Genomic DNA, 21,736 nt, shown 5'->3' on the forward strand with positions numbered 1-21,736 from the left:
CGAAAGTCAAGTCAGAATCTCTAAGGAGACAGACCAGTGGCCAAGGCCAAGTTCGAGCGGACCAAGCCGCACGTAAACATCGGCACCATTGGGCACATCGACCACGGCAAGACCACTCTGACCGCGGCGATCACCAAGGTGCTCCACGAGCGTTTCCCGAACCTCAACGAGGCGACCCCGTTCGACAAGATCGACAAGGCGCCGGAGGAGAAGGCTCGTGGTATCACGATCTCCATCGCCCACGTCGAGTACCAGACCGAGAAGCGCCACTACGCCCACGTGGACTGCCCCGGTCACGCCGACTACGTGAAGAACATGATCACCGGTGCGGCCCAGATGGACGGCGCGATCCTCGTGGTCGCCGCCACCGACGGTCCGATGCCGCAGACCAAGGAGCACGTCCTCCTGGCCCGCCAGGTCGGTGTCCCCTACATCGTGGTGGCCCTCAACAAGGCCGACATGGTGGACGACGAGGAGATCCTGGAGCTCGTCGAGCTCGAGGTCCGCGAGCTGCTCTCGGCTCAGGAGTTCCCCGGCGACGACCTGCCGGTCGTGCGCGTCTCCGCTCTCAAGGCCTCGAGGGCGACGAGAAGTGGGGCGACAGCATCATCGAGCTGATGACCGCCGTCGACGAGAACGTCCCCGAGCCGACCCGTGACGTCGACAAGCCGTTCCTGATGCCGATCGAGGACGTCTTCTCGATCACCGGCCGCGGCACCGTCGTGACCGGCCGTATCGAGCGCGGCATCGTCAAGGTCAACGAGACCGTCGACATCATCGGCATCAAGCAGGAGAAGACCACCACCACGGTCACCGGCGTCGAGATGTTCCGCAAGCTGCTCGACGAGGGCCAGGCCGGTGACAACGTCGGTCTGCTCCTGCGCGGCATCAAGCGTGAGGACGTCGAGCGCGGCCAGTGCATCATCAAGCCGGGCACGACCACCCCGCACACCGAGTTCGAGGCCCAGGTCTACATCCTGGCCAAGGACGAGGGCGGCCGCCACACGCCGTTCTTCAACAACTACCGTCCGCAGTTCTACTTCCGTACGACTGACGTGACCGGTGTCGTGAACCTTCCCGAGGGCACCGAGATGGTCATGCCCGGTGACAACACCGAGATGACCGTCCAGCTCATCCAGCCGATCGCGATGGAGGAAGGCCTCAAGTTCGCGATCCGTGAGGGTGGCCGCACCGTCGGTGCGGGCAACGTCACCAAGATCCTCAAGTAGTACGACCGCGGAGCGGCGGCCGGCTCTCGCAGAACGAGACCGGCCGCCGCGCCGCGCGGGGCTCCCGCAGCTCCGCACGCGACCCACGAACCGTGATCTCGCAGCTGCTTCGGCCGGATGTGACCGAAGCGACTGCCAGATCACGGAAGAAAGCGCAGATCTCGAGCGTCTGCTACGTGGGGACGGGAGACGGGCCGGAACGCCGGAAGGCGTGGCGGGCCCGGATCCGCATATAGCGGCCGCCGGCCGCATGTAACTTTTTCAGACGACAGCGAAGGACACCGAGGCCATTATGGCGGGACAGAAGATCCGCATTCGGCTCAAGGCCTATGACCACGAGGTCATCGACGTTTCGGCCAAGAAGATCGTCGAGACGGTGACGCGGACTGGCGCTAAGGTCGCGGGCCCGGTTCCGCTGCCGACGGAGAAGAACGTGTACTGCGTCATCCGCTCGCCGCACAAGTACAAGGACAGCCGCGAGCACTTCGAGATGCGCACGCACAAGCGGCTGATTGACATCATCGACCCGACGCCGAAGACGGTCGACTCGCTCATGCGACTCGACCTCCCCGCCGGCGTTGACATCTCGATCAAGCTCTGAGGGAACGCACTGACATGGCTAAGCAGATCAAGGGCGTCCTGGGCAAGAAGCTCGGCATGACCCAGGTCTTCGACGCGGACAACCGCATGGTCCCGGTGACCGTGGTCGAGGCCGGTCCGTGCGTCGTGACCCGCGTCCGCACCCCCGAGAAGGACGGCTACTCCGCCGTGCAGCTCGGCTTCGGACAGGTCGACCCGCGGAAGGTCAACAAGCCGCTCGGCGACTACCTGCGCAAGCACGACATCACCCCGCGCCGTTACTTCACGGAGATCCGTACGGACGACGCGGCCGAGTACACCATCGGCCAGGAGATCTCGGCCGACACCTTCGAGGCCGGCCAGTTCGTCGACGTGACGGGCAAGAGCAAGGGCAAGGGCTTCGCCGGTGTCATGAAGCGTCACGGCTTCGGTGGTCTGGGCGCCTCGCACGGTACCCAGCGCAAGCACCGCTCGCCGGGCTCCATCGGTGGCTGCGCCACCCCGGGCCGCGTCTTCAAGGGCCTGCGCATGGCCGGTCGGATGGGCAACGTCCGCACCACCATCCAGAGCCTGAAGATCCACGCCGTGGACGCCGAGAAGGGCCTCATCCTCATCAAGGGTGCGGTTCCCGGCGCCAACGGCAGCCTGGTCCTCATCCGCACCGCTGCCAAGAAGGGGGCTGCCAAGTGAGCACCATTGACGTCCTCGACGCCAGCGGCACGAAGGCCGGCTCGGTCGACCTGCCCGAGGACATCTTCGGGGCCAAGGTCAACGTTCCGCTGATCCACCAGGTGGTCGTGGCCCAGCTCGCCGCTCGCCGGCAGGGCACCCACAAGGCCAAGACCCGCGGTGAGGTCAGCGGTGGCGGCAAGAAGCCGTACCGCCAGAAGGGCACTGGCCGCGCCCGTCAGGGTTCGACCCGCGCCCCGCAGTTCACCGGCGGCGGCACCGTCCACGGTCCGGTCCCGCGCGACTACTCGCAGCGGACCCCCAAGAAGATGAAGGCCGCCGCGCTGCGCGGCGCCCTCTCCGACAGGGCGAACGGCGGCCGCGTCCACGTGGTCAGCGGCCTGGTCTCCAGTGAGACCCCCAAGACCAAGGCGGCCCTCGAGTCGCTGCGGAAGATCACGCAGGCTCGCAGCGTGCTGGTCGTCGTCGACGAGGGCGACGAGCTCACCTGGATGAGCCTGCGCAACGCCCCGGAGGTCCACCTGCTGGACGCCGGGCAGCTCAACACGTACGACGTGCTCTGCTACGACGACGTCGTTTTCACTCAGGAGGCGTACGACCAGGTCGTCACGCGTCTGAGCAAGAGCGGGAAGGAAGACGCCTGATGGAGAAGATCGCCGACCCGCGCGACATCATCATCAAGCCGGTTGTCTCCGAGAAGAGCTACGGCCTGATCGACGAGCACAACAAGTACACGTTCCTGGTGCGGAAGACGGCCAACAAGACGCAGGTCAAGATCGCCATCGAGCAGATCTTCGGCGTCAAGGTGGCGAGCGTCAACACCATCAACCGCCAGGGCAAGCGCAAGCGGACCAAGTTCGGCTACGGCCAGCGCCCGAGCACCAAGCGTGCGATCGTGAGCCTGGTCGAGGGCGACCGGATCGACATCTTCGGTCAGGGCTGAACCGCTCGCCAGTAAGTGACGCGCCGAGCGCCCCCGCCGGGAGGCGGGGGCATTCGGCCGGATCAACCGACAAAGGATGAACGAAAAAGATGGGCATCCGTAAGTACAAGCCGACGACCCCGGGTCGCCGCGGCTCGAGTGTCTCGGACTTCGCCGAGATCACCCGCAGCACGCCCGAGAAGTCGCTGCTCGCCCCGCTGCACAGCAAGGGCGGCCGCAACGTCCACGGGCGGGTCACCACCCGCCACCAGGGCGGCGGTCACAAGCGCGCCTACCGGATCATCGACTTCCGGCGCCACGACAAGGACGGGATCCCGGCCAAGGTCGCTCACATCGAGTACGACCCGAACCGCACCTCCCGGATCGCGCTGCTGCACTACGCCGACGGGGAGAAGCGCTACATCCTCTGCCCGACCGGCCTCAAGCAGGGCGACAAGATCGAGAACGGCCCCGCGGCCGACATCAAGCCGGGTAACTGCCTCCCGCTGCGCAACATCCCGACCGGTACCTTCATCCACGCGGTGGAGCTCCGTCCGGGCGGCGGCGCCAAGCTGGGCCGGTCCGCCGGTGCGCAGATCCAGCTGCTCGCCAAGGAGGGCCAGTACGCCACGCTGCGCATGCCCTCCGGCGAAATGCGCCAGGTCGACGTGCGCTGCCGGGCCTCCATCGGCCAGGTCGGCAACGCCGAGCAGGGCAACATCAACTGGGGTAAGGCCGGCCGTATGCGGTGGAAGGGCAAGCGCCCCACCGTCCGCGGTGTCGCGATGAACCCGGTCGACCACCCGCACGGTGGTGGTGAGGGCAAGACGTCCGGCGGTCGTCACCCGGTCAACCCCAAGGGCAAGCCCGAGGGACGGACTCGTGCGGCGAACAAGGCCAGCGACCGCCTGATCATCCGTCGTCGGACCAAGCGGAAGAAGCGGTAGGAGCAGCCGAAATGCCACGTAGCCTTAAGAAGGGTCCCTTCGTGGACGACCACCTTCAGAAGAAGGTGGACGCTCAGAACGAGAAGGGCACCAAGAACGTCATCAAGACGTGGTCGCGGCGCTCCATGATCGTGCCCGACATGATCGGTCACACGATCGCCGTCCACGACGGCCGCAAGCACGTCCCGGTGTTCGTCACCGAGGCGATGATCGGTCACAAGCTCGGTGAGTTCGCGCCCACGCGGACCTTCCGCAGCCACGTCAAGGAAGACCGCCGCAGCCGGCGATAAGCGCCTGGGCGGGGAAGCCGAGCCGCGAACGGCCGGAGGGCGACAGCCCTTCCGGCCGCGGCCAGGCGAGGCGGACTCGACCCATACGAAGCAGAAGGTAAGAGGAGTAAGCGATGGAAGCCAGGGCTCAGGTGCGATTCGCGCGCCACACGCCCATGAAGGCCCGCCGCGTGGTGGACCTCATTCGCGGGCTGCCCGCTTCGGAGGCGCAGGCCGTGCTGCAGTTCGCTCCCCAGTCGGCGAGCGAGACCGTGTACAAGGTGCTGTCCAGCGCCATTGCGAACGCGGAGCACAACTTCAACCTCGACCGTGACACGCTCGTCGTGAGCCGTGCCTGGGTCGACGAGGGCCCCACCCTGAAGCGGTTCCGTCCCCGCGCCCAGGGTCGTGCCTATCGGATCAACAAGCGGACCAGCCACATCACCGTGATCGTGGAGTCCCGCGAGCCGAAGGGGAGGACCCGCTAGTGGGTCAGAAGGTCAACCCGCACGGGTTCCGCCTCGGCATCACGACCGACTTCAAGAGCCGGTGGTACGCCGACAAGCTCTACAAGTCGTACGTGGCCGAGGACGTGGCGATCCGCCGCATGCTGAAGAAGGGCATGGAGCGGGCCGGCATTTCCAAGGTCGAGATCGAGCGGACCACCGACCGGGTTCAGGTCGACATCCACACCGCCCGTCCGGGCATCGTCATCGGCCGCCGCGGCGCCGAGGCGGACCGGATCCGGGGCGACCTCGAGAAGCTGACCAAGAAGCAGGTCCAGCTGAACATCCTCGAGGTCAAGAACCCTGAGATCGACGCCCAGCTCGTCGCCCAGGGCGTGGCCGAGCAGCTGTCCAGCCGTGTCTCGTTCCGTCGGGCCATGCGCAAGGCCATGCAGTCGGCCATGAAGAGCGGCGCCAAGGGCATCCGGGTGCAGTGCTCCGGTCGTCTGGGCGGCGCCGAGATGTCCCGCTCGGAGTTCTACCGCGAGGGCCGCGTGCCCCTGCACACGCTCCGCGCGGACATCGACTACGGCCTGTACGAGGCCCGTACCACCTTCGGCCGCATCGGCGTGAAGGTGTGGATCTACAAGGGTGAGGCTCCGACCAGCCGCGCCGAGCGTGAGGCGGCTGCCGCCGGCGCCCGTGCGGGGCAGCGTCGCGAGCGTGACGACCGTCGTGGCGGCGCCGGTGGCGACCGTCCGCGTCGTGGCGGCGGCGCCGGTGGCGACCGTCCCCGTCGTGGCGGCGGCCGCGGCGACCGTGCACCCAGGACCGAGGCGGCTTCGCAGGCCGCCCCCGAGACCGGCCCGGCTGCGCAGCCGGGTGCTGAAGGGAGCTGACCATGCTGATCCCGCGCAGGGTCAAGCACCGCAAGCAGCACCGGCCCGACCGCAGCGGCGCCGCCAAGGGCGGCACGCGCGTCGTGTTCGGCGAGTACGGCATTCAGGCGCTTGAGCACTCCTACGTGACCAACCGCCAGATCGAGTCGGCTCGTATCGCGATGACCCGCCACATCAAGCGTGGCGGCAAGGTCTGGATCAACATCTACCCGGACCGTCCGCTCACCAAGAAGCCGGCCGAGACCCGCATGGGTTCCGGTAAGGGTTCGCCGGAGTGGTGGATCGCCAACGTCAAGCCCGGTCGCGTCATGTTCGAGCTCTCCGGTGTCGCCGAGCCGGTGGCCCGTGAGGCGCTGAAGCGGGCGATCCACAAGCTCCCGATGAAGTGCAAGGTCGTTAAGCGTGAAGTGGGTGAGGCGTGATGGCTAAGGGCCTGACCGCCGGTGAGCTGCGGGTGGAGGACCAGGACACCCTGGTCCAGAAGCTGAAGGAAGCCAAGGAGGAGCTGTTCAACCTCCGCTTCCAGGCCGCGACCGGCCAGTTGGAGAGCCACGGGCGGCTGCGCGCCGTCCGCCGCGAGATCGCCCGTATCTACACCGTGATGCGCGAGCGGGAGCTCGGCATTGTGACGGTTGAGAAGGAGTCGAGCGATGGCTGAAGCAACTGAGAGCACGACCGAGGCGCGGAACTACCGCAAGACCCGCGAGGGTCTGGTCGTCAGCGACAAGATGGACAAGACTGTCGTCGTCGCCGTCGAGGACCGCGTCAAGCACCGCCTGTACGGCAAGGTCATCCGCAGGACGACCAAGTACAAGGCGCACGACGAGGCCAACAGCTGCGGCGTCGGCGACCGCGTCCTCCTGATGGAGACCCGGCCGCTGTCGGCCAGCAAGCGCTGGCGGGTCGTCGAGATCCTCGAGAAGGCCAAGTAGCAACGCGCCTCGTGGGGGGTGGCAGGTCCACCCCCCACGACGGCGTCCAAGGGTGTGGGGGCTCGCCCCCGCACCGCCTGCGGCGGCGGCCGCCGGCCAGGGAGACCGGGCCCCGGACGGGCCGGTGCGTCACACGACGGACCGGCCGCGGTGCGGGGCGCGGCGCTTCCGGGCCGACGGGCTGTCGCCGGGGGAAAAAGACCACAGTAGGTTCCGCAAGGCTCGCCCGCCCGGGGCGAGAACCGGCGAGACAAACAGGAGTAGACGTGATCCAGCAGGAGTCGCGACTCAAGGTCGCCGACAACACGGGTGCGAAGGAAGTCCTCTGCATCCGGGTGCTCGGCGGCTCGGGTCGGCGCTACGCCGGTATCGGCGACATCATCGTCGCCACTGTCAAGGACGCCATTCCCGGCGGCACCGTGAAGAAGGGCGACGTGGTCAAGGCCGTCGTCGTCCGCACTGTCAAGGAGCGCCGCCGGCCCGACGGCTCCTACATCCGCTTCGACGAGAACGCCGCCGTCATCATCAAGGACAGCGGTGACCCTCGCGGCACGCGTATCTTCGGTCCCGTCGGCCGCGAGCTGCGTGACAAGAAGTTCATGCGCATCATCTCGCTCGCGCCGGAGGTGTTGTAAATGTCGAAGCTGCATGTGAAGAAGGGTGACCTGGTCCAGGTCATCGCCGGCAAGGACAAGGGTGCCAAGGGTCGTGTGATCGCCGCCCTCCCGCGCGAGGACCGCGTGGTGGTCGAAGGCGTCAACATGATCAAGAAGCACACCAAGGAGAGCCTGCAGGGCCCGCGCGGCGCCAAGACCGGCGGCGTGCAGACCATGGAGGCTCCCATCCACGTGAGCAACGTCAAGAAGCTCAAGGATGACGAGAAGCCCGCCAAGAAGGCCGACAAGAAGGCCGACGAGTCGGGTGAGGACAACTGATGACTGCCACCTCTGAAGAGCGCACGCTCCCTCGCCTCAAGCAGCGTTACCGCGAGGAGATCGCCGCGAAGCTGCAGGAGGAGTTCGGGTTCGAGAACGTCATGCTGATCCCCACGATCACCAAGATCAAGGTGAACATGGGTGTCGGCGAGGCGGCCCGCGACTCCAAGCTGATCGAGGGCGCCGTCCGCGACCTCACGGTCATCACCGGTCAGAAGCCGGCCGTCGTGCGGGCCCGCAAGTCCATCGCCCAGTTCAAGCTGCGCGAGGGCATGCCGATCGGTGCGCACGTCACGCTGCGCGGTGACCGCATGTGGGAGTTCCTGGACCGTCTGCTGTCCCTGGCGCTTCCCCGTATCCGCGACTTCCGCGGCCTGTCGCCGAAGCAGTTCGACGGCAACGGCAACTACACCTTCGGTCTCACCGAGCAGGTCATGTTCCACGAGATCGACCAGGACAAGGTCGACCGGCAGCGTGGCATGGACATCACGGTCGTGACCACCGCCAAGACCGACGACCAGGGCCGGGCGCTGCTGAAGCACCTCGGCTTCCCCTTCAAGGAGGCCTGATCATGGCGAAGACGTCGCTCAAGGTCAAGGCTGCTCGCAAGGCCAAGTTCGAGGTCCGGGCCTACACCCGGTGCTCGCGCTGTGGCCGCCCCCGCGCCGTGTACAGGAAGTTCGGCCTGTGCCGCATCTGCTTCCGTGAGATGGCGCACCGGGGCGAGCTGCCCGGCATCACCAAGTCGAGCTGGTAGTCGCGCACGGTTCCGCGATGGCGGGACCGTGCGGCGCCGGCCGTACAAGAGAAGTCATATTCACCGGGCGCTGTTCGAAGAAAGCGCCCATGACCGCACCGTAGGTCCCCTGGGGAAACCGCGGTGAGGAAGGCCACCGGCCATGACGATGACCGACCCGATCGCAGACATGCTGACGCGTCTGCGAAACGCGAACTCGGCGTACCACGACACCGTGGCCATGCCGTACTCGAAGATCAAGGCGCACATCGCCGAGATCCTCCAGCAGGAGGGTTACATCCAGGCCTGGAGCGTCGAGGACGCCAAGGTCGGAAAGAACCTCGTGGTGGAGCTCAAGTTCGGGCCGAACCGTGAGCGTTCGCTCGCGGGCCTGCGCCGGGTTTCCAAGCCCGGCCTGCGGGTCTATGCAAAGAAGGACAACCTGCCTCGAGTCCTGGGTGGACTGGGTGTCGCGATCATCTCGACGTCCGGTGGCCTCATGACCGACAAGCAGGCCGGCAAGCGTGGTGTGGGCGGGGAAGTCCTCGCCTACGTTTGGTAGAAGGGAGGCATACAGCATGTCGAGAATCGGACGGCTGCCCATCCCTGTACCGAGCGGCGTCGACGTCACCATCGACGGTCGGGATGTCACGGTCAAGGGCCCCAAGGGCACGCTCTCGCACACGGTGGCGGAGCCGATCGAGGTCGCTCGGGCGGAGGACGGCACTGTCGCCGTCACGCGTCCCAGCGACGAGAACAAGGTCCGCGCGCTGCACGGTCTGTCCCGCACGCTGATCGCCAACATGGTGACGGGCGTGACCCAGGGATTCTCCAAGACCCTGGAGATCGTGGGCGTCGGTTACCGCGTCCAGGCCAAGGGCCCGACTCAGCTCGAGTTCGCCCTCGGTTTCAGTCACCCGGTGATCGTGGACGCCCCCGAGGGCGTCACCTTCCGCGTCGAGAAGCCGACGCTGTTCCACGTGGACGGCATCGACAAGCAGAAGGTCGGCGAGATCGCCGCGAACATCCGCAAGCTGCGCAAGCCCGACCCGTACAAGGGCAAGGGCGTGCGCTACCAGGGTGAAGTTATCCGCCGCAAGGTCGGAAAGGCTGGTAAGTAGGCATGGCTGGCAAGACTGCGTTCGGCAAGCACACGGCCGCCCGCGCCGTCTCGCGGGCCCGCCGCCACGGCCGAGTCCGCAAGAAGGTGGTCGGCACGGCCGCGCGTCCGCGCCTGGTCGTCAACCGCTCCACCCGACACCTGTTCGTGCAGATCGTCGACGACACCCAGGGTCACACGCTGGTGAGCGCCTCCACCATGGAGAGCTCGCTGCGCGCGGCCGAGGGCGCCAAGACCGACAAGGCGAAGCAGGTCGGCGAGCTCATCGCTCAGCGGGCCAAGGCTGCCGGTATCTCCGCGGTCGTGTTCGACCGCGGTGGCAACCGCTACGCAGGCCGCCTCGCGGCCCTCGCGGACAGCGCACGCGAAGGCGGGCTGGAGTTCTGATGACTCCGTCCCGAGGATCGCAACTGATGGCCCGTATGACGAATGAGAAGAGGAACCACTGATGGCCGGAGCTCCGCGTCGCGGTGGCGCCGCCGGTGGCGAGCGGCGTGACGGTCGTCGTGACGACCGCCGCGGTGGCAGCGCTGACAAGGGCGTCTCGTACATCGAGCGCGTCGTGAAGATCAACCGGGTGGCCAAGGTCGTGAAGGGTGGTCGTCGCTTCAGCTTCACCGCCCTGGTTATCGTCGGTGACGGTAACGGCATGGTCGGTGTCGGTTACGGCAAGGCCAAGGAAGTCCCCGCGGCCATCGCCAAGGGCGTCGAAGAGGCGAAGAAGCACTTCTTCCGGGTGCCCCGCATCCAGGGCACCATCCCGCACATCGTGCAGGGTGAGGAGGCCGCCGGAGTCGTCTTCCTGCGTCCGGCCTCGCCGGGTACCGGTGTCATCGCCGGTGGTCCGGTGCGCGCCGTGCTGGAGTGCGCCGGCATCCACGACGTCCTGTCCAAGTCTCTCGGCTCGGACAACCCGATCAACATCGTGCACGCCACGGTGGCCGCTCTGAAGGGCCTCAGCCGCCCCGAGGAGATCGCGGCCCGCCGCGGCCTGCCGATCGAGGACGTCGCGCCCAAGGCGATGCTCAAGGCTCGCGCCGAGGGCATCGCGGAGGCCGCGGCGGCGAAGGCGGTGAGCTAGTCGATGGCACGCCTGAAGATCACTCAGGTCCGCTCGAAGATCGGCGGCAAGCAGAACCAGCGCGACTCGCTGCGCTCGCTCGGTCTGAAGCGCATCGGCGACGTCGTCGTCAAGGAGGACCGCCCGGAGATCCGCGGCATGGTCTCCGTGGTGACGCACCTGGTCACCGTGGAAGAGGTCGACTGACATGGCAGAGAACACTCCGCTCCGCATCCACCACCTGCGGCCGGCTCCGGGCGCCAACAAGTCGAAGGTCCGCAAGGGCCGCGGCGAGGCGTCCAAGGGCAAGACCGCCGGTCGTGGCACCAAGGGCACGCGGTCCCGGAACACGGTCCCCCTCGGCTTCGAGGGCGGCCAGGTTCCGCTCCAGCGCCGTCTGCCCAAGTACAAGGGCTTCTCCAACGCCCTGTTCAAGACGACCTACCAGGTCGTCAACCTGGACCGGCTCGGCGAGCTGTTCCCCGAGGGTGGCGACGTCACCGTCGAGGCCATGGTCGCCAAGGGCGCGGTCCGTAAGAACCAGCTCGTGAAGGTCCTGGGAACCGGCGAGATCTCCGTGGCGTTGAACGTGCAGGCGCACGCCTTCTCCGCCAGCGCCAAGGAGAAGATCGCCGCCGCCGGGGGCTCCGTCTCCGAGCTGTAGGCATTGATCACGTGGCGCGGAGGCCCTTCTGGGCCTCCGCGCCCGCGGTGCGTTAGAGTTCGCTGGACAATGGGTGTCAACTCATTTTCATGGACTCGTTGACTTGAGATACCAAGATGGATCACCCCCGCACCATCGCTGACCGACCTCGCCTTTCAGGCGCGCAGGAGGGACCGTGCTGACCGCGTTTACCCGAGCGTTCCGTACGCCGGACCTGCGCAAGAAGTTGCTCTTCACACTGGGCATCATCGCGCTGTTCCGTCTCGGCTCGGTTCTTCCGACTCCGGGTGTTCACACCGAAAACATCGCCCTGTGCCTCAAGGAGGCGCAGGCCGGCGATGCGGGCAATATCTACGGGATGGTGCAGCTGTTCAGCGGCGGCGCGCTGCTGAAGCTGTCCGTGTTCGCGCTCGGCATCATGCCGTACATCACCGCGAGCATCATCCTCCAGCTCCTGGTCGTGGTCATCCCCCGCCTCGAAGCCCTCAAGAAGGAGGGGCAGGCGGGCCAGACCAAGATCACTCAATATACGCGTTACCTGACGATCGGCCTGTCGGTCCTGCAGTCGACGGCCTTCATCGCGCTCGCGCGCAGCGGCCAGCTGTTCCCCGGCTGCCGTCAGGAGGTCCTGCTCGACAAGGACAACGTCTTCACCATCGTGACGATGGTGCTGGTGATGACCGCGGGCACCGCCGTGATCATGTGGCTGGGCGAGCTCGTCACCGACCGGGGCGTCGGCAACGGCATGTCCATCCTGATCTTCACCCAGGTCATCGCGGTCTTCCCGTCCGAGCTGCTGAACATCGGCCGGCAGAAGGGCGCGTTCGTCTTCGCCGTGGTCATGGTCGTCGGCATCGCGATGATCGCCCTGGTCGTCATGGTCGAGCAGGCCCAGCGCCGGGTCCCGGTGCAGTACGCCAAGCGCATGGTCGGACGCCGGATGTACGGCGGGACCTCCACCTACATCCCGCTGAAGGTGAACCAGGCCGGCATCATCCCGGTCATCTTCGCCTCCTCGCTGCTCTACCTGCCGCAGCTGGTCACGACCCTGTTCAGCGGCACGGAGGAGCCGAACGCGGTCGTGCAGTGGATCCAGCAGAACCTGGTCACCGGCGACACCCCGGCCTACATGATCACGTTCTTCCTCCTGATCGTCTTCTTCACCTACTTCTACGTGTCCATCACCTTCAACCCCGTTGAAGTGGCCGACAACATGAAGAAGTACGGTGGTTTCATCCCGGGTATCCGCCCGGGACGCCCGACGGCCGAGTACCTGAACTACGTGCTCTCGCGACTCACGGCTCCGGGATCGCTCTATCTGGGCTTGATCTCCATGGTGCCGATCGTCGCGCTGGCGCTGGTCGGAGCGAGCCAGAACTTCCCGTTCGGAGGCACGAGCATTCTGATCATGGTGGGTGTCGGTCTTGACACCGTGAAGCAGATCGAGAGCCAGCTGCAGCAGCGCAACTACGAAGGCTTCCTGAAGTAGTGCGCCTCGTCCTGGTGGGGCCCCGGAGCGGGTAAGGGGACTCAGGCCCAGTTCATCGCATCGAACCTGTCAATCCCGAAGATCTCGACAGGGGATATCTTCCGTGCCAACGTCTCGGGCGGTACGGAGCTCGGCAAGCTTGCCAAGGAGTACATGGACCGCGGCGACCTCGTGCCCGACGAGGTGACCATCGCCATGGTCCGCGACCGCCTCTCCGAGGACGACGCGCGGGACGGCTTCCTGCTCGACGGCTTCCCCAGGAACGTGCCTCAGGCCGAGATCCTGAAGAAGATGCTCGCGGAGTTCGGGGTCGCGCTGGACGTCGTCCTGGAGCTCGTGGTCGACGAGGACGAGGTGGTCCGCCGCCTCGCCGGCCGTCGCACCTGCGGTCAGTGCGGCCGCATCTGGCACGTCGACTTCGACGACAAGAAGGACGACATCTGCGACGCCTGCGGCGGCAGCCTCTACCAGAGGGACGACGACAAGGAGGAGACCGTCCGGCGCCGTCTGGAGGTCTACCAGGAGCAGACCGCTCCGCTGGTCTCGTTCTACGCCGACGAGAAGATCCTCGTCGGGGTGGAGGCGGCCGGCCCGGTGGAAGAGGTCACCCGTCGCGCGATGGAGGCCCTGGCGCCCTACGTCGACTAGCGATTCGCGTCCGGCACGCCACCCGCGGGGAGCGCCCCGCGGGTGGCGTGCTGTCGTTAGGAGAAGCTTTCTAGGGCACAATCGGGGGAATTGAGCTCCCGAATCGCCCGTTTAATCACCCCAGGGGGTGCATACGTGTTCAAGAAGAACCGGCACGGGATTCAGATCAAGACGCCGGAGCAGCTGGAGAAGATGCGTGCCGCGGGCCTGGTGGTCGGACGGACGCTGCAGCTGCTCAAGGAGAGCGTCCAGCCGGGCATGACGCCGCTGGACCTCGACGCGATCGCGGAGAAGGCGATCCGGGACGAGGGCGCGATCCCCTCCTTCAAGGGCTACCAGGGCTTTCCGGCGACGATCTGCGCGTCGGTCAACGACGAGGTCGTCCACGGCATCCCCGGTGACCGCCGGAAGCTGTGTGAGGGCGACATCATCTCGATCGACTGCGGAGCCATCCTGGACGGCTGGCACGGCGACTCGGCCGTCACGGTCCCGGTCGGCGAGGTGGACCCCGCGCTGACCGAGCTGATGCGGGTCACCGAGGAGTCCATGTGGCAGGGGATCGCCGCGCTGAAGCCGGGCGGTCACCTGTCCGACGTGGGTCACGCGGTGGAGAAGTACGTCCGCTCCCAGGGCCGCTACGGCATCCCGCAGGAGTACGGCGGGCACGGGATCGGCACCGAGATGCACATGGACCCCTGGGTCGCCAACCACGGCAAGCCCGGCAAGGGGCCGAAGCTGGAGGTGGGCATGTGCTTCGCGGTGGAGCCGATGGTCAACCTGGGAACCGCCCGGACCAAGGTGCTGGCCGACGACTGGACCGTCGTCACCATCGACGGCAAGCCCTCCGCGCACTTCGAGCACAGCGTCGCGGTGACACATAATGGACCGTGGGTGCTGACCGCGCTCGACGGGGGGAAAGAGCGGTTTGCCGACGTGCTGGGAGAGAGCGCGGGCTAGCGGCGACGCGGCCCGCCATGGTGAGCGGATGTGAGCGATGATGGCGGCTGGTCCGCAGATGCGGGCGTCGGACGACGACAGGGACAGGATCGCCTCGGTGCTCCGTGAGCACTACGCGCAGGGCCGCCTGACCGTCGAGGAGTTCGACGAGCGGCTCGAGCAGCTCTACGCGAGCAGGACGTACGGGGAGCTGGCCACGCTCACCTCCGACCTGCCCGACGTCGACCTGCGCGCGATGCGGGAGGTCGCCCCGCGGCGGCCGGAGGCGAAGGCGGAGACGGTGAGGACGCGCCTGCTCGCCATGTGGGCCCCCTGGGCCGTCGCGGTCAGCATCAACTGGGCGATCTGGCTCGCGGTCGGAGTGGGCGACGGCCTTGACTTCCCCTATCCCTGGCCGCTGTGGGTGATGGGGCCCTGGGGTGCGATCCTGCTGGTCGCGACCGTCCTGATGAAGTTCGGAGACGATCGGAAGCCGTAATAGTGCACACTCGGCGGCGAGTGTGCATTCCTCCGCAGAAGGGCGGGCCGGAGCTTCCTAACGTGAGCGGTGTCCGAACGACGGACCCCGTCACAGGAGGAAGACATGAGCAAGGCCCGCACCCTTCTCGCCGCCACCGTCCTCGCCGGCTCGCTCGCCGCCGGTCTGGCCGCGGTGCCGGCCCAGGCCGCGACCGCCGGCACGGCCACCGCCGCCGCGCAGGAGGCGCAGGGGTCGAAGCACTTCTTCGGCCCGTACTACTCGAAGTTCGGCGGTGGAGAGAGCTTCGGCAAGCGCTCCTACTTCAAGGGCTACTGGATCAAGCAGGGCGGCCGGTACTGGTTCCACGGCGACCTGTTCGACCGGGACCGCGACCGCGAGTACAGCTACGTCTGGTTCAAGTGGCACGACAAGTTCGGCACCCACACCAAGTACTACAAGACGTTCGGCGGCCGGCACTTCACCAAGTTCGGCGGCTTCAAGAAGAGCAGCGGCTTCGACGACTTCAAGATCCGCGTCTGCGAGGGCGACAACCGCTTCGACGACTGCGGCGGCTGGGGTGACGCCTTCTAGGGGCGGCCGGGAAGGCCGACCGACACGAGCCCGCCGGTGACACGGTCACCGGCGGGCTTTCCGCTCGCTCGGGGGGTATGCTGTCTGGTGGTTGTGTCAAGCACCGGCCGGCGGTTTCGCATTTCATCGCCCGGTGCCGTACACTCCTTCTTCGGTTCACTATGACCATTGCGCCTCAGCGGTGTCGCTACCGCCGCCTCTCCTGGAAGCGCATGGTCGCGGCTGCTTAGTGTTCCGAAGCCTCAGACGACCGATCAGTGAAACGCGAGGGACATGGCCAAGAAAGACGGCGCCATCGAGATCGAGGGCACTGTGGTTGAGTCGCTCCCGAACGCAATGTTCCGGGTCCAGCTCGACAACGGCCATAAGGTCCTGGCCCACATCAGCGGGCGGATGCGCATGCACTACATCCGAATCCTTCCCGACGACCGGGTTGTCGTCGAACTGAGCCCCTACGACCTCAGTCGTGGGCGGATCGTCTACCGATACAAGTAAGCGTCTGAGGGACGAATAAGGACTATGAAGGTCAAGCCGAGCGTCAAGAAGATCTGCGACAAGTGCAAGGTGATCCGCCGGCACGGTCGCGTCATGGTGATCTGCGACAACCTGCGCCACAAGCAGCGTCAGGGCTAGTCGCCGCAGAAGGTCTCACGGAGTCCGCTCGATAAGAGGCGGACTCGATCCATGTGGGGCCCATCGGACGAGGGAGGTCCCGCCGGTCCGGCGAGGAGAGCGGAGACGCTCCCCGCGGCGGAGAGGCGAGGCGGACCCCGTCCGGAAGAACGGTAATCGCGTTTCACACCTGCGCAGGCGGCCGACGAGGCCGTACCCCGCAGGAGACCCCCGGTCGGAGGCCGGGGCCCTCACCCCGGGCATGGGGAGGGGAAGTGAAGCGTAGGACCTCCGCCACAAAGAAGGAGAATGCCCGACCATGGCTCGCCTGGTTGGCGTCGACCTCCCCCGCGACAAGCGGCTGGAGATCGCTCTCACCTACATTTTCGGAATCGGCCGCACTCGCGCGCTCGAGACCCTGAAGGCCACCGGCGTCAGCGGCGACCTCCGGGTGCACCAGCTCACGGACGAAGAGCTCGTGCCGCTGCGTGACTACATCGAGGCGAATTTCAAGATCGAGGGTGACCTCCGTCGCGAGATTCAGGCCGACATCCGCCGCAAGATCGAGATTCAGTCCTACCAGGGCATCCGGCACCGTCGCGGTCTTCCCGTGCACGGCCAGCGCACGCAGACCAACGCGCGCACCCGCAAGGGCAAGAAGAAGACCGTCGCCGGCAAGAAGAAGCCCGGTAAGAAGTAGTCCGCGCAGCCGCAGGACCGAAGACCTCAGGAGTGAAGGCAAACAATGCCTCCTAAGAGCCGCCAGGGTGCACCGAAGAAGGTGCGCCGCAAGGAAAAGAAGAACGTCGCTCACGGGCACGCCCACATCAAGAGCACGTTCAACAACACGATCGTTTCGATCACCGACCCGAGCGGGAACGTGATCTCCTGGGCCAGCGCCGGCCACGTCGGGTTCAAGGGCTCTCGCAAGTCCACCCCGTTCGCCGCGCAGATGGCCGCCGAGAACGCCGCTCGCCGCGCCATGGAGCACGGCATGCGCAAGGTCGACGTCTTCGTCAAGGGCCCGGGTTCCGGCCGCGAGACCGCCATCCGCTCGCTGCAGGCGACCGGCCTGGAGGTTGGCTCCATCCAGGACGTCACCCCCGTGCCGCACAACGGCTGCCGCCCGCCCAAGCGCCGTCGCGTCTGAGCCCCAGGAGAAGATAGAAAATGGCTCGTTACACGGGTGCGGACTGCAAGCTCTGCCGTCGGGAGAAGGTCAAGCTCTTCCTCAAGGGCAAGAAGTGCGAGTCCGCGAAGTGCCCCATCGAGATCCGTCCTTACCCGCCGGGTGAGCACGCCGCGGGCGTCCCAAGGAGTCTGAGTACCAGCTCCAGCTTCGTGAGAAGCAGAAGACCCGCCGCATCTACGGCGTCCTCGAGAAGCAGTTCCGCAACTACTACGAGGAAGCCAACCGCAAGGGCGGCAAGACCGGCGAGAACCTCCTCCAGATCCTGGAGAGCCGTCTCGACAACGTGGTCTACCGCGCCGGGTTCGCCGAGTCCCGCGACGCCGCCCGCCAGCAGGTCCGTCACGGACACATCCTGGTGAACGGCAAGAAGGTCGACATCCCGTCGTACCGCGTCCGCGAGCACGACATCGTCGAGGTCCGCGAGCGTTCGCGCAACCTGCTGCCCTACGAGGTGGCGCGCGCCACCGCCGGTGACAAGACGTTCCCGGCGTGGCTGGGCGTCGCTCCGGAGGCCATGCGCATCCTGATCCACCAGCTCCCGGTCCGTCAGCAGATCGACACCCAGGTCCAGGAGCAGCTGATCGTCGAGCTCTACTCCAAGTAGCGGCTCTTCACGGGTGCCGTGCGGCTTGCCGTACGGCACCTATGCTGTTGTTATCGAGCGGCGTCAAATAGCGGGCGCCGCACGTCAAGGGGAGAACCCACATGCTGATCGCTCAGCGCCCGACCCTCCTCGAGGAGAGCATCGAGGAGACCCGGTCCCGGTTCGTCATCGAGCCGCTGGAGCCGGGCTTCGGCTACACCATCGGCAACTCGCTGCGGCGCACGCTGCTGTCGTCCATCCCGGGCGCGGCCGTGACCAGTATCCGCATCGAGGGCGTGCTGCACGAGTTCTCGACCGTCCCGGGGGTCAAGGAGGACGTCACCGACATCATCCTGAACCTCAAGGAGCTGGTCGTCTCCTCCGAGCACGACGAGCCCGTGGTCATGTACCTGCGCAAGCAGGGTCCCGGTGACGTCACCGCCGCCGACATCGCGCCCCCGGCCGGTGTCGAGGTGCACAACCCCGAGCTGCGCATCGCCACGCTGAACGGCAAGGCGAAGCTGGAGATGGAGCTGACCGTCGAGCGCGGTCGCGGCTACGTCTCCGCGGCGCAGAACAAGCAGCCGGGCCAGGAGATCGGGCGCATCCCGATCGACTCGATCTACTCGCCGGTGCTCAAGGTCACCTACAAGGTCGAGGCGACCCGTGTCGAGCAGCGCACCGACTTCGACCGTCTGATCCTGGACGTCGAGACCAAGGCCGCGATGAAGCCCCGCGACGCGGTGGCCTCCGCGGGCAAGACCCTGGTCGAGCTGTTCGGTCTCGCCCGCGAGCTGAACGTCGAGGCCGAGGGCATCGACATCGGCCCGTCGCCGACGGACGCGGCCCTGGCCGCGGACCTGGCGCTGCCGATCGAGGAGCTGAACCTCACGGTCCGCTCCTACAACTGCCTCAAGCGCGAGGGCATCCACACCGTGGGCGAGCTCGTCGCGCGCAGCGAGCAGGACCTGCTGGACATCCGCAACTTCGGTGCGAAGTCCATCGAGGAGGTCAAGCAGAAGCTGCACGAGATGTCGCTCGCGCTGAAGGACTCCCCGCCCGGGTTCGACCCGACCGCGGTGGCCGGCGGCGGTTACGACGACGACGACAGCGCCTACGTCGAGACCGAGCAGTACTGATTCCGCGGGGGCGCCGCCCCCGCGATCCCCGGAGGGCCCGGCTCCTCAGGGACTGTTCACCGCACGGGAACCGCTCGCGGTTCCCGTGACCCCGGAGGGCGCCGCCTCTCCGGGACTGATCGCCACACGGGAGCCGCGAGCGGTTCCCGTGGCCCGACCCCGGTACCTGACACGGCCGGGGCGGGTTCACTCTCAAGGAGAACGAAATGCCCAGGCCCACCAAGGGTGCCCGTCTCGGCGGCAGCCCGGCCCACGAGAAGCTGATCCTGGCGAACCTCGCCACCCAGCTGTTCCAGCACGGCCGGATCAAGACCACCGAGGCGAAGGCGAAGCGTCTGCGCCCGCTGGCGGAGAAGCTGATCACCAAGGCGAAGAAGGGCGACATGCACAACCGTCGCCAGGTGCTGACGGTCGTCCGCGACAAGGGTGTCGTCCACCACCTCTTCACCGAGATCGCCCCGACCTTCGCCGAGCGTCCCGGCGGCTACACCCGGATCACCAAGGTCGGCCTCCGCAAGGGCGACGCCGCCCCCATGGCGGTCATCGAGCTGGTTTCCGAGCCGCTGAACACGGTCCGGGTCGCCAAGGCTCCGGCCGCCGCCGAGGCTCCGGCCGCGGAGAAGGCCGAGGAGGCCACCGAGGCTCCGGCCGAGGAGACCGCCGAGGCCCCCGCCGCGGAGAAGAACGACGAGGCGACCGAGGCTCCGGCCGAGGAGACCGAGGACAAGAAGGACAACGCCTGATCTCTCAGGCTGGGTGAACGGGTCCGGCATCCCCGCATCGGGGATGCCGGGCCCGTTCCCGTTCTCCGGGAGGAACAACGTGGTACGGCTGCGCCTGGATCTCGCCTACGACGGCACCGAATTCTCCGGCTGGGCCCGGCAGCCCGGCAGGCGGACGGTCCAGGGGGAGATCGAGGAGGCGCTCGCCAGGGTCCTGCGGCTCGGTGAGCCTCCCGCGCTGACCGTGGCGGGCCGGACCGACGCCGGGGTGCACGCCCGGGGACAGGTGGCGCACCTGGACCTGGAGGAGGAGGCGCTCGCGGCGGTGGAGGGCCGCGCGGGGTCGCGCGGGCCCAGGCGGCCCGAGGGGGCCGGGGGCGCCGCGCCCGCCACCGGGGACACCGGGGGACCGGGGTCGCGGGAGCGGCTGGAGGAGCGGCTCTCGGCCCTGCGCAGGAGGCTCGCCGGAGTACTTCCCCAGGACGTCAGGGTTCATCGCGTCACGGAGGCCCCTGAGGGCTTCGACGCGCGTTTCTCCGCGCTGTCCCGCCGGTACGCCTACCGGGTGTGCGACGCGCCCGGGGGCGTGGACCCGCTCCGCCGCCGGGAGGTCGTCTGGTACGCCCGCCCGCTCGATCTGGACCGGCTCAACGCGGCCGCCGCGCGGCTGCTCGGCGAGCACGACTTCGCGGCGTTCTGCAAGAAGCGCGAGGGCGCGACGACGATCCGCGAGCTGCAGCGGCTGGACTGGGTCCGGGAGGAGGGAGAGGGCGGGATCCTGGTCGCGACGGTGGTCGCCGACGCCTTCTGCCACTCCATGGTGCGCGCGCTGGTGGGATCGCTGCTGGCGGTCGGGGAGGGACGTCTCGGAGTGGAGTGGCCGGGGCAGGTGCTGGCGAGAGCCGTACGGGATTCCGGGGTGCACGTCGCACCGGCGCACGGGCTCTGCCTGGAGGAGGTGCGCTACCCCGGGACGGAGGAACTGGCGCTGCGGGCCGCGCTGACCCGCCGGGTGCGGGTGCTGAGGGCTGAGGCGGGCCCGTCACCACGTGCTGAGGGCTGAGGCGGGCCCGTCACCACGTGCTGAGGGCTGAGGCGGGTCCGCCACGCGTGTCGCGGGGCGGGCCCGTCAGCGGGTCAGGCGGCGCTCGACGACCTTGGAGGTCTGGTCGCGGAAGGCTCCGCTGAGCTTGCCGAGGCCCTTCTCCTTCGCCGTGGGGGTGTGGCCGTCGGCGAAGGTGGCGTAGCTGAACACGATGTAGCGGCCCCACACCAGCCCCGCCGCGTACCCGCCCGCGATGTGCATGCGTTCGGCCCCGCTGCCGGAGCCGCCCCGCAGGCCGCGGAACCACAGGTTCTTCTCGAGGTTCTTGGCCTGGTCGACCTTGACGGCCGACTCGCGGGTGGGCAGGACGGCGACGCCCGTGGTGACGGCGTACTTCTTCTTGCGGTCGACGTAGGTGGCCCGCAGCACGCGGCGGCAGTCGCCGTCCTCGAGCGCCGTGGCGAACGTGCCCGCCGCCGCCTTGTCGCAGTCCTGGGTCAGGTGGGTCTTGACCCGGGTGAAGGTGGTCCCCGCGACGGTCACCTTCTTGGCGAAGGCGTCGGCGAGGGTCATCTTGCCCGGGTCGGTCAGCTCGGAGTTGAGCAGCGTGGTGTCGATCAGCTCTTCGGTCGGGATGTTCTCGGGGCTCTCCGCGATCGGGTCGGCGGTCTCCGGTACGGCGGTCGGCCGGGCGGGCTGCTGGTCGGAGGCGTTGAACGACCGGTAGGCGAAGAAAGCGCCGGTGCCGATGCCGCCGACCACGACCGCGACCGCGGCGGCCACCAGGACGATCCTGCCCCGGCCGGGGGACGCGGGAGCGGCGGCGCGAGGCGCCGAGGGCTCGGGCGCGACCGCCGAGGGCGGCTCGAA

32 protein-coding genes and 4 pseudogenes are annotated in these 21,736 nt (G+C 67.5%); 35 read left to right on the forward strand and 1 reads right to left on the reverse strand.

The features are described from left to right. Window positions 1–36: 36 nt before the first annotated feature. The 35 genes and pseudogenes from tuf (at window position 37) to truA (ending at window position 20,884) form a co-directional block, all read left to right on the forward strand. Window positions 37–1,229: pseudogene (gene tuf, locus ACWJ6R_RS02590) on the forward strand (elongation factor Tu). Between the two features lie 292 nt (window positions 1,230–1,521). Beyond that, a complete protein-coding gene (rpsJ, locus tag ACWJ6R_RS02595; RefSeq protein WP_030912931.1) occupies window positions 1,522–1,830 on the forward strand; it encodes a 30S ribosomal protein S10 in 309 nt (102 codons plus the stop codon). Between the two features lie 14 nt (window positions 1,831–1,844). After that, window positions 1,845–2,498, forward strand: a complete 654-nt coding sequence (rplC, locus tag ACWJ6R_RS02600; RefSeq protein ID WP_449060653.1) for a 50S ribosomal protein L3 — start codon at window positions 1,845–1,847, stop codon at window positions 2,496–2,498. Then, the gene (rplD, locus tag ACWJ6R_RS02605) at window positions 2,495–3,142 is read left to right on the forward strand and encodes a 50S ribosomal protein L4 (protein ID WP_449060654.1); all 648 of its coding nucleotides are present in this window, start codon (window positions 2,495–2,497) and stop codon (window positions 3,140–3,142) included. Before rplC ends, rplD begins: the two co-directional genes overlap by 4 nt. Further along, a complete protein-coding gene (gene rplW / locus ACWJ6R_RS02610) occupies window positions 3,142–3,441 on the forward strand; it encodes a 50S ribosomal protein L23 (protein ID WP_068896534.1) in 300 nt (99 codons plus the stop codon). The genes rplD and rplW overlap by 1 nt, the downstream gene beginning before the upstream one ends. A gap of 89 nt (window positions 3,442–3,530) precedes the next feature. Beyond that, on the forward strand, window positions 3,531–4,367 hold the full coding sequence (gene rplB, locus ACWJ6R_RS02615) for a 50S ribosomal protein L2 (RefSeq protein WP_068896535.1): 837 nt from the start codon (window positions 3,531–3,533) through the stop codon (window positions 4,365–4,367). 11 nt (window positions 4,368–4,378) lie between these two features. Then, complete coding sequence (gene rpsS, locus ACWJ6R_RS02620; RefSeq protein ID WP_068896536.1) at window positions 4,379–4,657, forward strand: 30S ribosomal protein S19; 279 nt, start codon at window positions 4,379–4,381, stop codon at window positions 4,655–4,657. Between the two features lie 113 nt (window positions 4,658–4,770). Continuing rightward, window positions 4,771–5,124 carry a 50S ribosomal protein L22 gene (rplV, locus tag ACWJ6R_RS02625; protein ID WP_068896537.1) on the forward strand — a complete coding sequence of 118 codons (354 nt, stop codon included), beginning with the start codon at window positions 4,771–4,773 and terminating at the stop codon, window positions 5,122–5,124. Then, a complete protein-coding gene (rpsC, locus tag ACWJ6R_RS02630) occupies window positions 5,124–5,981 on the forward strand; it encodes a 30S ribosomal protein S3 (RefSeq protein WP_449060655.1) in 858 nt (285 codons plus the stop codon). Before rplV ends, rpsC begins: the two co-directional genes overlap by 1 nt. Before the next feature lie 2 nt (window positions 5,982–5,983). Continuing rightward, window positions 5,984–6,403: a 50S ribosomal protein L16 gene (gene rplP / locus ACWJ6R_RS02635; RefSeq protein ID WP_068896539.1), complete on the forward strand. Its 420-nt coding sequence runs from the start codon at window positions 5,984–5,986 to the stop codon at window positions 6,401–6,403. Continuing rightward, entirely contained in the window at window positions 6,403–6,639 is a 237-nt protein-coding gene (rpmC, locus tag ACWJ6R_RS02640) for a 50S ribosomal protein L29 (RefSeq protein ID WP_026214152.1), read from the forward strand. The genes rplP and rpmC overlap by 1 nt, the downstream gene beginning before the upstream one ends. Then, a complete protein-coding gene (rpsQ, locus tag ACWJ6R_RS02645) occupies window positions 6,632–6,913 on the forward strand; it encodes a 30S ribosomal protein S17 (RefSeq protein ID WP_068896540.1) in 282 nt (93 codons plus the stop codon). Before rpmC ends, rpsQ begins: the two co-directional genes overlap by 8 nt. Window positions 6,914–7,179: 266 nt before the next feature. Beyond that, a complete protein-coding gene (rplN, locus tag ACWJ6R_RS02650) occupies window positions 7,180–7,548 on the forward strand; it encodes a 50S ribosomal protein L14 (RefSeq protein WP_068896541.1) in 369 nt (122 codons plus the stop codon). 9 nt (window positions 7,549–7,557) lie between these two features. Then, entirely contained in the window at window positions 7,558–7,848 is a 291-nt protein-coding gene (gene rplX / locus ACWJ6R_RS02655) for a 50S ribosomal protein L24 (RefSeq protein WP_449060664.1), read from the forward strand. Next, complete coding sequence (rplE, locus tag ACWJ6R_RS02660) at window positions 7,848–8,417, forward strand: 50S ribosomal protein L5 (RefSeq protein ID WP_068896543.1); 570 nt, start codon at window positions 7,848–7,850, stop codon at window positions 8,415–8,417. Before rplX ends, rplE begins: the two co-directional genes overlap by 1 nt. A 2-nt stretch (window positions 8,418–8,419) precedes the next feature. Beyond that, complete coding sequence (locus ACWJ6R_RS02665; protein ID WP_012887844.1) at window positions 8,420–8,605, forward strand: type Z 30S ribosomal protein S14; 186 nt, start codon at window positions 8,420–8,422, stop codon at window positions 8,603–8,605. A 142-nt stretch (window positions 8,606–8,747) separates the two neighbouring features. Further along, on the forward strand, window positions 8,748–9,146 hold the full coding sequence (gene rpsH, locus ACWJ6R_RS02670) for a 30S ribosomal protein S8 (protein WP_068896545.1): 399 nt from the start codon (window positions 8,748–8,750) through the stop codon (window positions 9,144–9,146). Between the two features lie 16 nt (window positions 9,147–9,162). Beyond that, complete coding sequence (gene rplF, locus ACWJ6R_RS02675; RefSeq protein ID WP_068896546.1) at window positions 9,163–9,705, forward strand: 50S ribosomal protein L6; 543 nt, start codon at window positions 9,163–9,165, stop codon at window positions 9,703–9,705. Between the two features lie 2 nt (window positions 9,706–9,707). Then, window positions 9,708–10,091, forward strand: a complete 384-nt coding sequence (rplR, locus tag ACWJ6R_RS02680) for a 50S ribosomal protein L18 (protein ID WP_189235071.1) — start codon at window positions 9,708–9,710, stop codon at window positions 10,089–10,091. Between the two features lie 61 nt (window positions 10,092–10,152). Beyond that, complete coding sequence (gene rpsE, locus ACWJ6R_RS02685) at window positions 10,153–10,785, forward strand: 30S ribosomal protein S5 (RefSeq protein WP_068896548.1); 633 nt, start codon at window positions 10,153–10,155, stop codon at window positions 10,783–10,785. A 3-nt stretch (window positions 10,786–10,788) separates the two neighbouring features. Then, window positions 10,789–10,971, forward strand: a complete 183-nt coding sequence (gene rpmD / locus ACWJ6R_RS02690) for a 50S ribosomal protein L30 (RefSeq protein WP_068896549.1) — start codon at window positions 10,789–10,791, stop codon at window positions 10,969–10,971. Window position 10,972: 1 nt separating this feature from the next. After that, the gene (gene rplO, locus ACWJ6R_RS02695; RefSeq protein WP_449060656.1) at window positions 10,973–11,428 is read left to right on the forward strand and encodes a 50S ribosomal protein L15; all 456 of its coding nucleotides are present in this window, start codon (window positions 10,973–10,975) and stop codon (window positions 11,426–11,428) included. Window positions 11,429–11,603: 175 nt separating this feature from the next. Further along, window positions 11,604–12,917 carry a preprotein translocase subunit SecY gene (secY, locus tag ACWJ6R_RS02700; RefSeq protein WP_449060657.1) on the forward strand — a complete coding sequence of 438 codons (1,314 nt, stop codon included), beginning with the start codon at window positions 11,604–11,606 and terminating at the stop codon, window positions 12,915–12,917. Beyond that, window positions 12,917–13,565, forward strand: a pseudogene (locus tag ACWJ6R_RS02705) (adenylate kinase). Before secY ends, ACWJ6R_RS02705 begins: the two are co-directional and overlap by 1 nt. Before the next feature lie 135 nt (window positions 13,566–13,700). Next, window positions 13,701–14,522, forward strand: a complete 822-nt coding sequence (gene map, locus ACWJ6R_RS02710) for a type I methionyl aminopeptidase (RefSeq protein ID WP_449060658.1) — start codon at window positions 13,701–13,703, stop codon at window positions 14,520–14,522. Window positions 14,523–14,559: 37 nt separating this feature from the next. After that, a complete protein-coding gene (locus tag ACWJ6R_RS02715) occupies window positions 14,560–15,000 on the forward strand; it encodes a DUF1707 SHOCT-like domain-containing protein (protein WP_449060659.1) in 441 nt (146 codons plus the stop codon). 105 nt (window positions 15,001–15,105) lie between these two features. Further along, the gene (locus ACWJ6R_RS02720; RefSeq protein WP_449060660.1) at window positions 15,106–15,573 is read left to right on the forward strand and encodes a hypothetical protein; all 468 of its coding nucleotides are present in this window, start codon (window positions 15,106–15,108) and stop codon (window positions 15,571–15,573) included. A 273-nt stretch (window positions 15,574–15,846) separates the two neighbouring features. Then, window positions 15,847–16,068 (forward strand): translation initiation factor IF-1, encoded by a 222-nt coding sequence (gene infA, locus ACWJ6R_RS02725; RefSeq protein ID WP_012887858.1) that lies wholly within the window; start codon window positions 15,847–15,849, stop codon window positions 16,066–16,068. Between the two features lie 24 nt (window positions 16,069–16,092). Further along, window positions 16,093–16,206 (forward strand): 50S ribosomal protein L36, encoded by a 114-nt coding sequence (rpmJ, locus tag ACWJ6R_RS02730; RefSeq protein WP_003956441.1) that lies wholly within the window; start codon window positions 16,093–16,095, stop codon window positions 16,204–16,206. 298 nt (window positions 16,207–16,504) lie between these two features. Continuing rightward, window positions 16,505–16,885, forward strand: coding sequence for a 30S ribosomal protein S13 (gene rpsM / locus ACWJ6R_RS02735; protein WP_068896556.1), 381 nt, complete (start codon window positions 16,505–16,507; stop codon window positions 16,883–16,885). Between the two features lie 45 nt (window positions 16,886–16,930). Then, complete coding sequence (gene rpsK, locus ACWJ6R_RS02740) at window positions 16,931–17,335, forward strand: 30S ribosomal protein S11 (RefSeq protein WP_012887860.1); 405 nt, start codon at window positions 16,931–16,933, stop codon at window positions 17,333–17,335. A gap of 20 nt (window positions 17,336–17,355) precedes the next feature. After that, a pseudogene (rpsD, locus tag ACWJ6R_RS02745) lies at window positions 17,356–17,981 on the forward strand (30S ribosomal protein S4). A 101-nt stretch (window positions 17,982–18,082) separates the two neighbouring features. Continuing rightward, window positions 18,083–19,099: a DNA-directed RNA polymerase subunit alpha gene (locus ACWJ6R_RS02750; RefSeq protein ID WP_196450010.1), complete on the forward strand. Its 1,017-nt coding sequence runs from the start codon at window positions 18,083–18,085 to the stop codon at window positions 19,097–19,099. A gap of 206 nt (window positions 19,100–19,305) precedes the next feature. Further along, on the forward strand, window positions 19,306–19,842 hold the full coding sequence (rplQ, locus tag ACWJ6R_RS02755; protein WP_449060661.1) for a 50S ribosomal protein L17: 537 nt from the start codon (window positions 19,306–19,308) through the stop codon (window positions 19,840–19,842). Between the two features lie 43 nt (window positions 19,843–19,885). Next, window positions 19,886–20,884: a tRNA pseudouridine(38-40) synthase TruA gene (gene truA / locus ACWJ6R_RS02760; protein WP_449060662.1), complete on the forward strand. Its 999-nt coding sequence runs from the start codon at window positions 19,886–19,888 to the stop codon at window positions 20,882–20,884. Between the two features lie 66 nt (window positions 20,885–20,950). On the opposite strand, the pseudogene ACWJ6R_RS02765 reads toward truA, so the two are convergent. Continuing rightward, a pseudogene (locus ACWJ6R_RS02765) lies at window positions 20,951–21,736 on the reverse strand (hypothetical protein); the annotation flags it as partial.

The organism is Planomonospora algeriensis, from assembly GCF_977012225.1.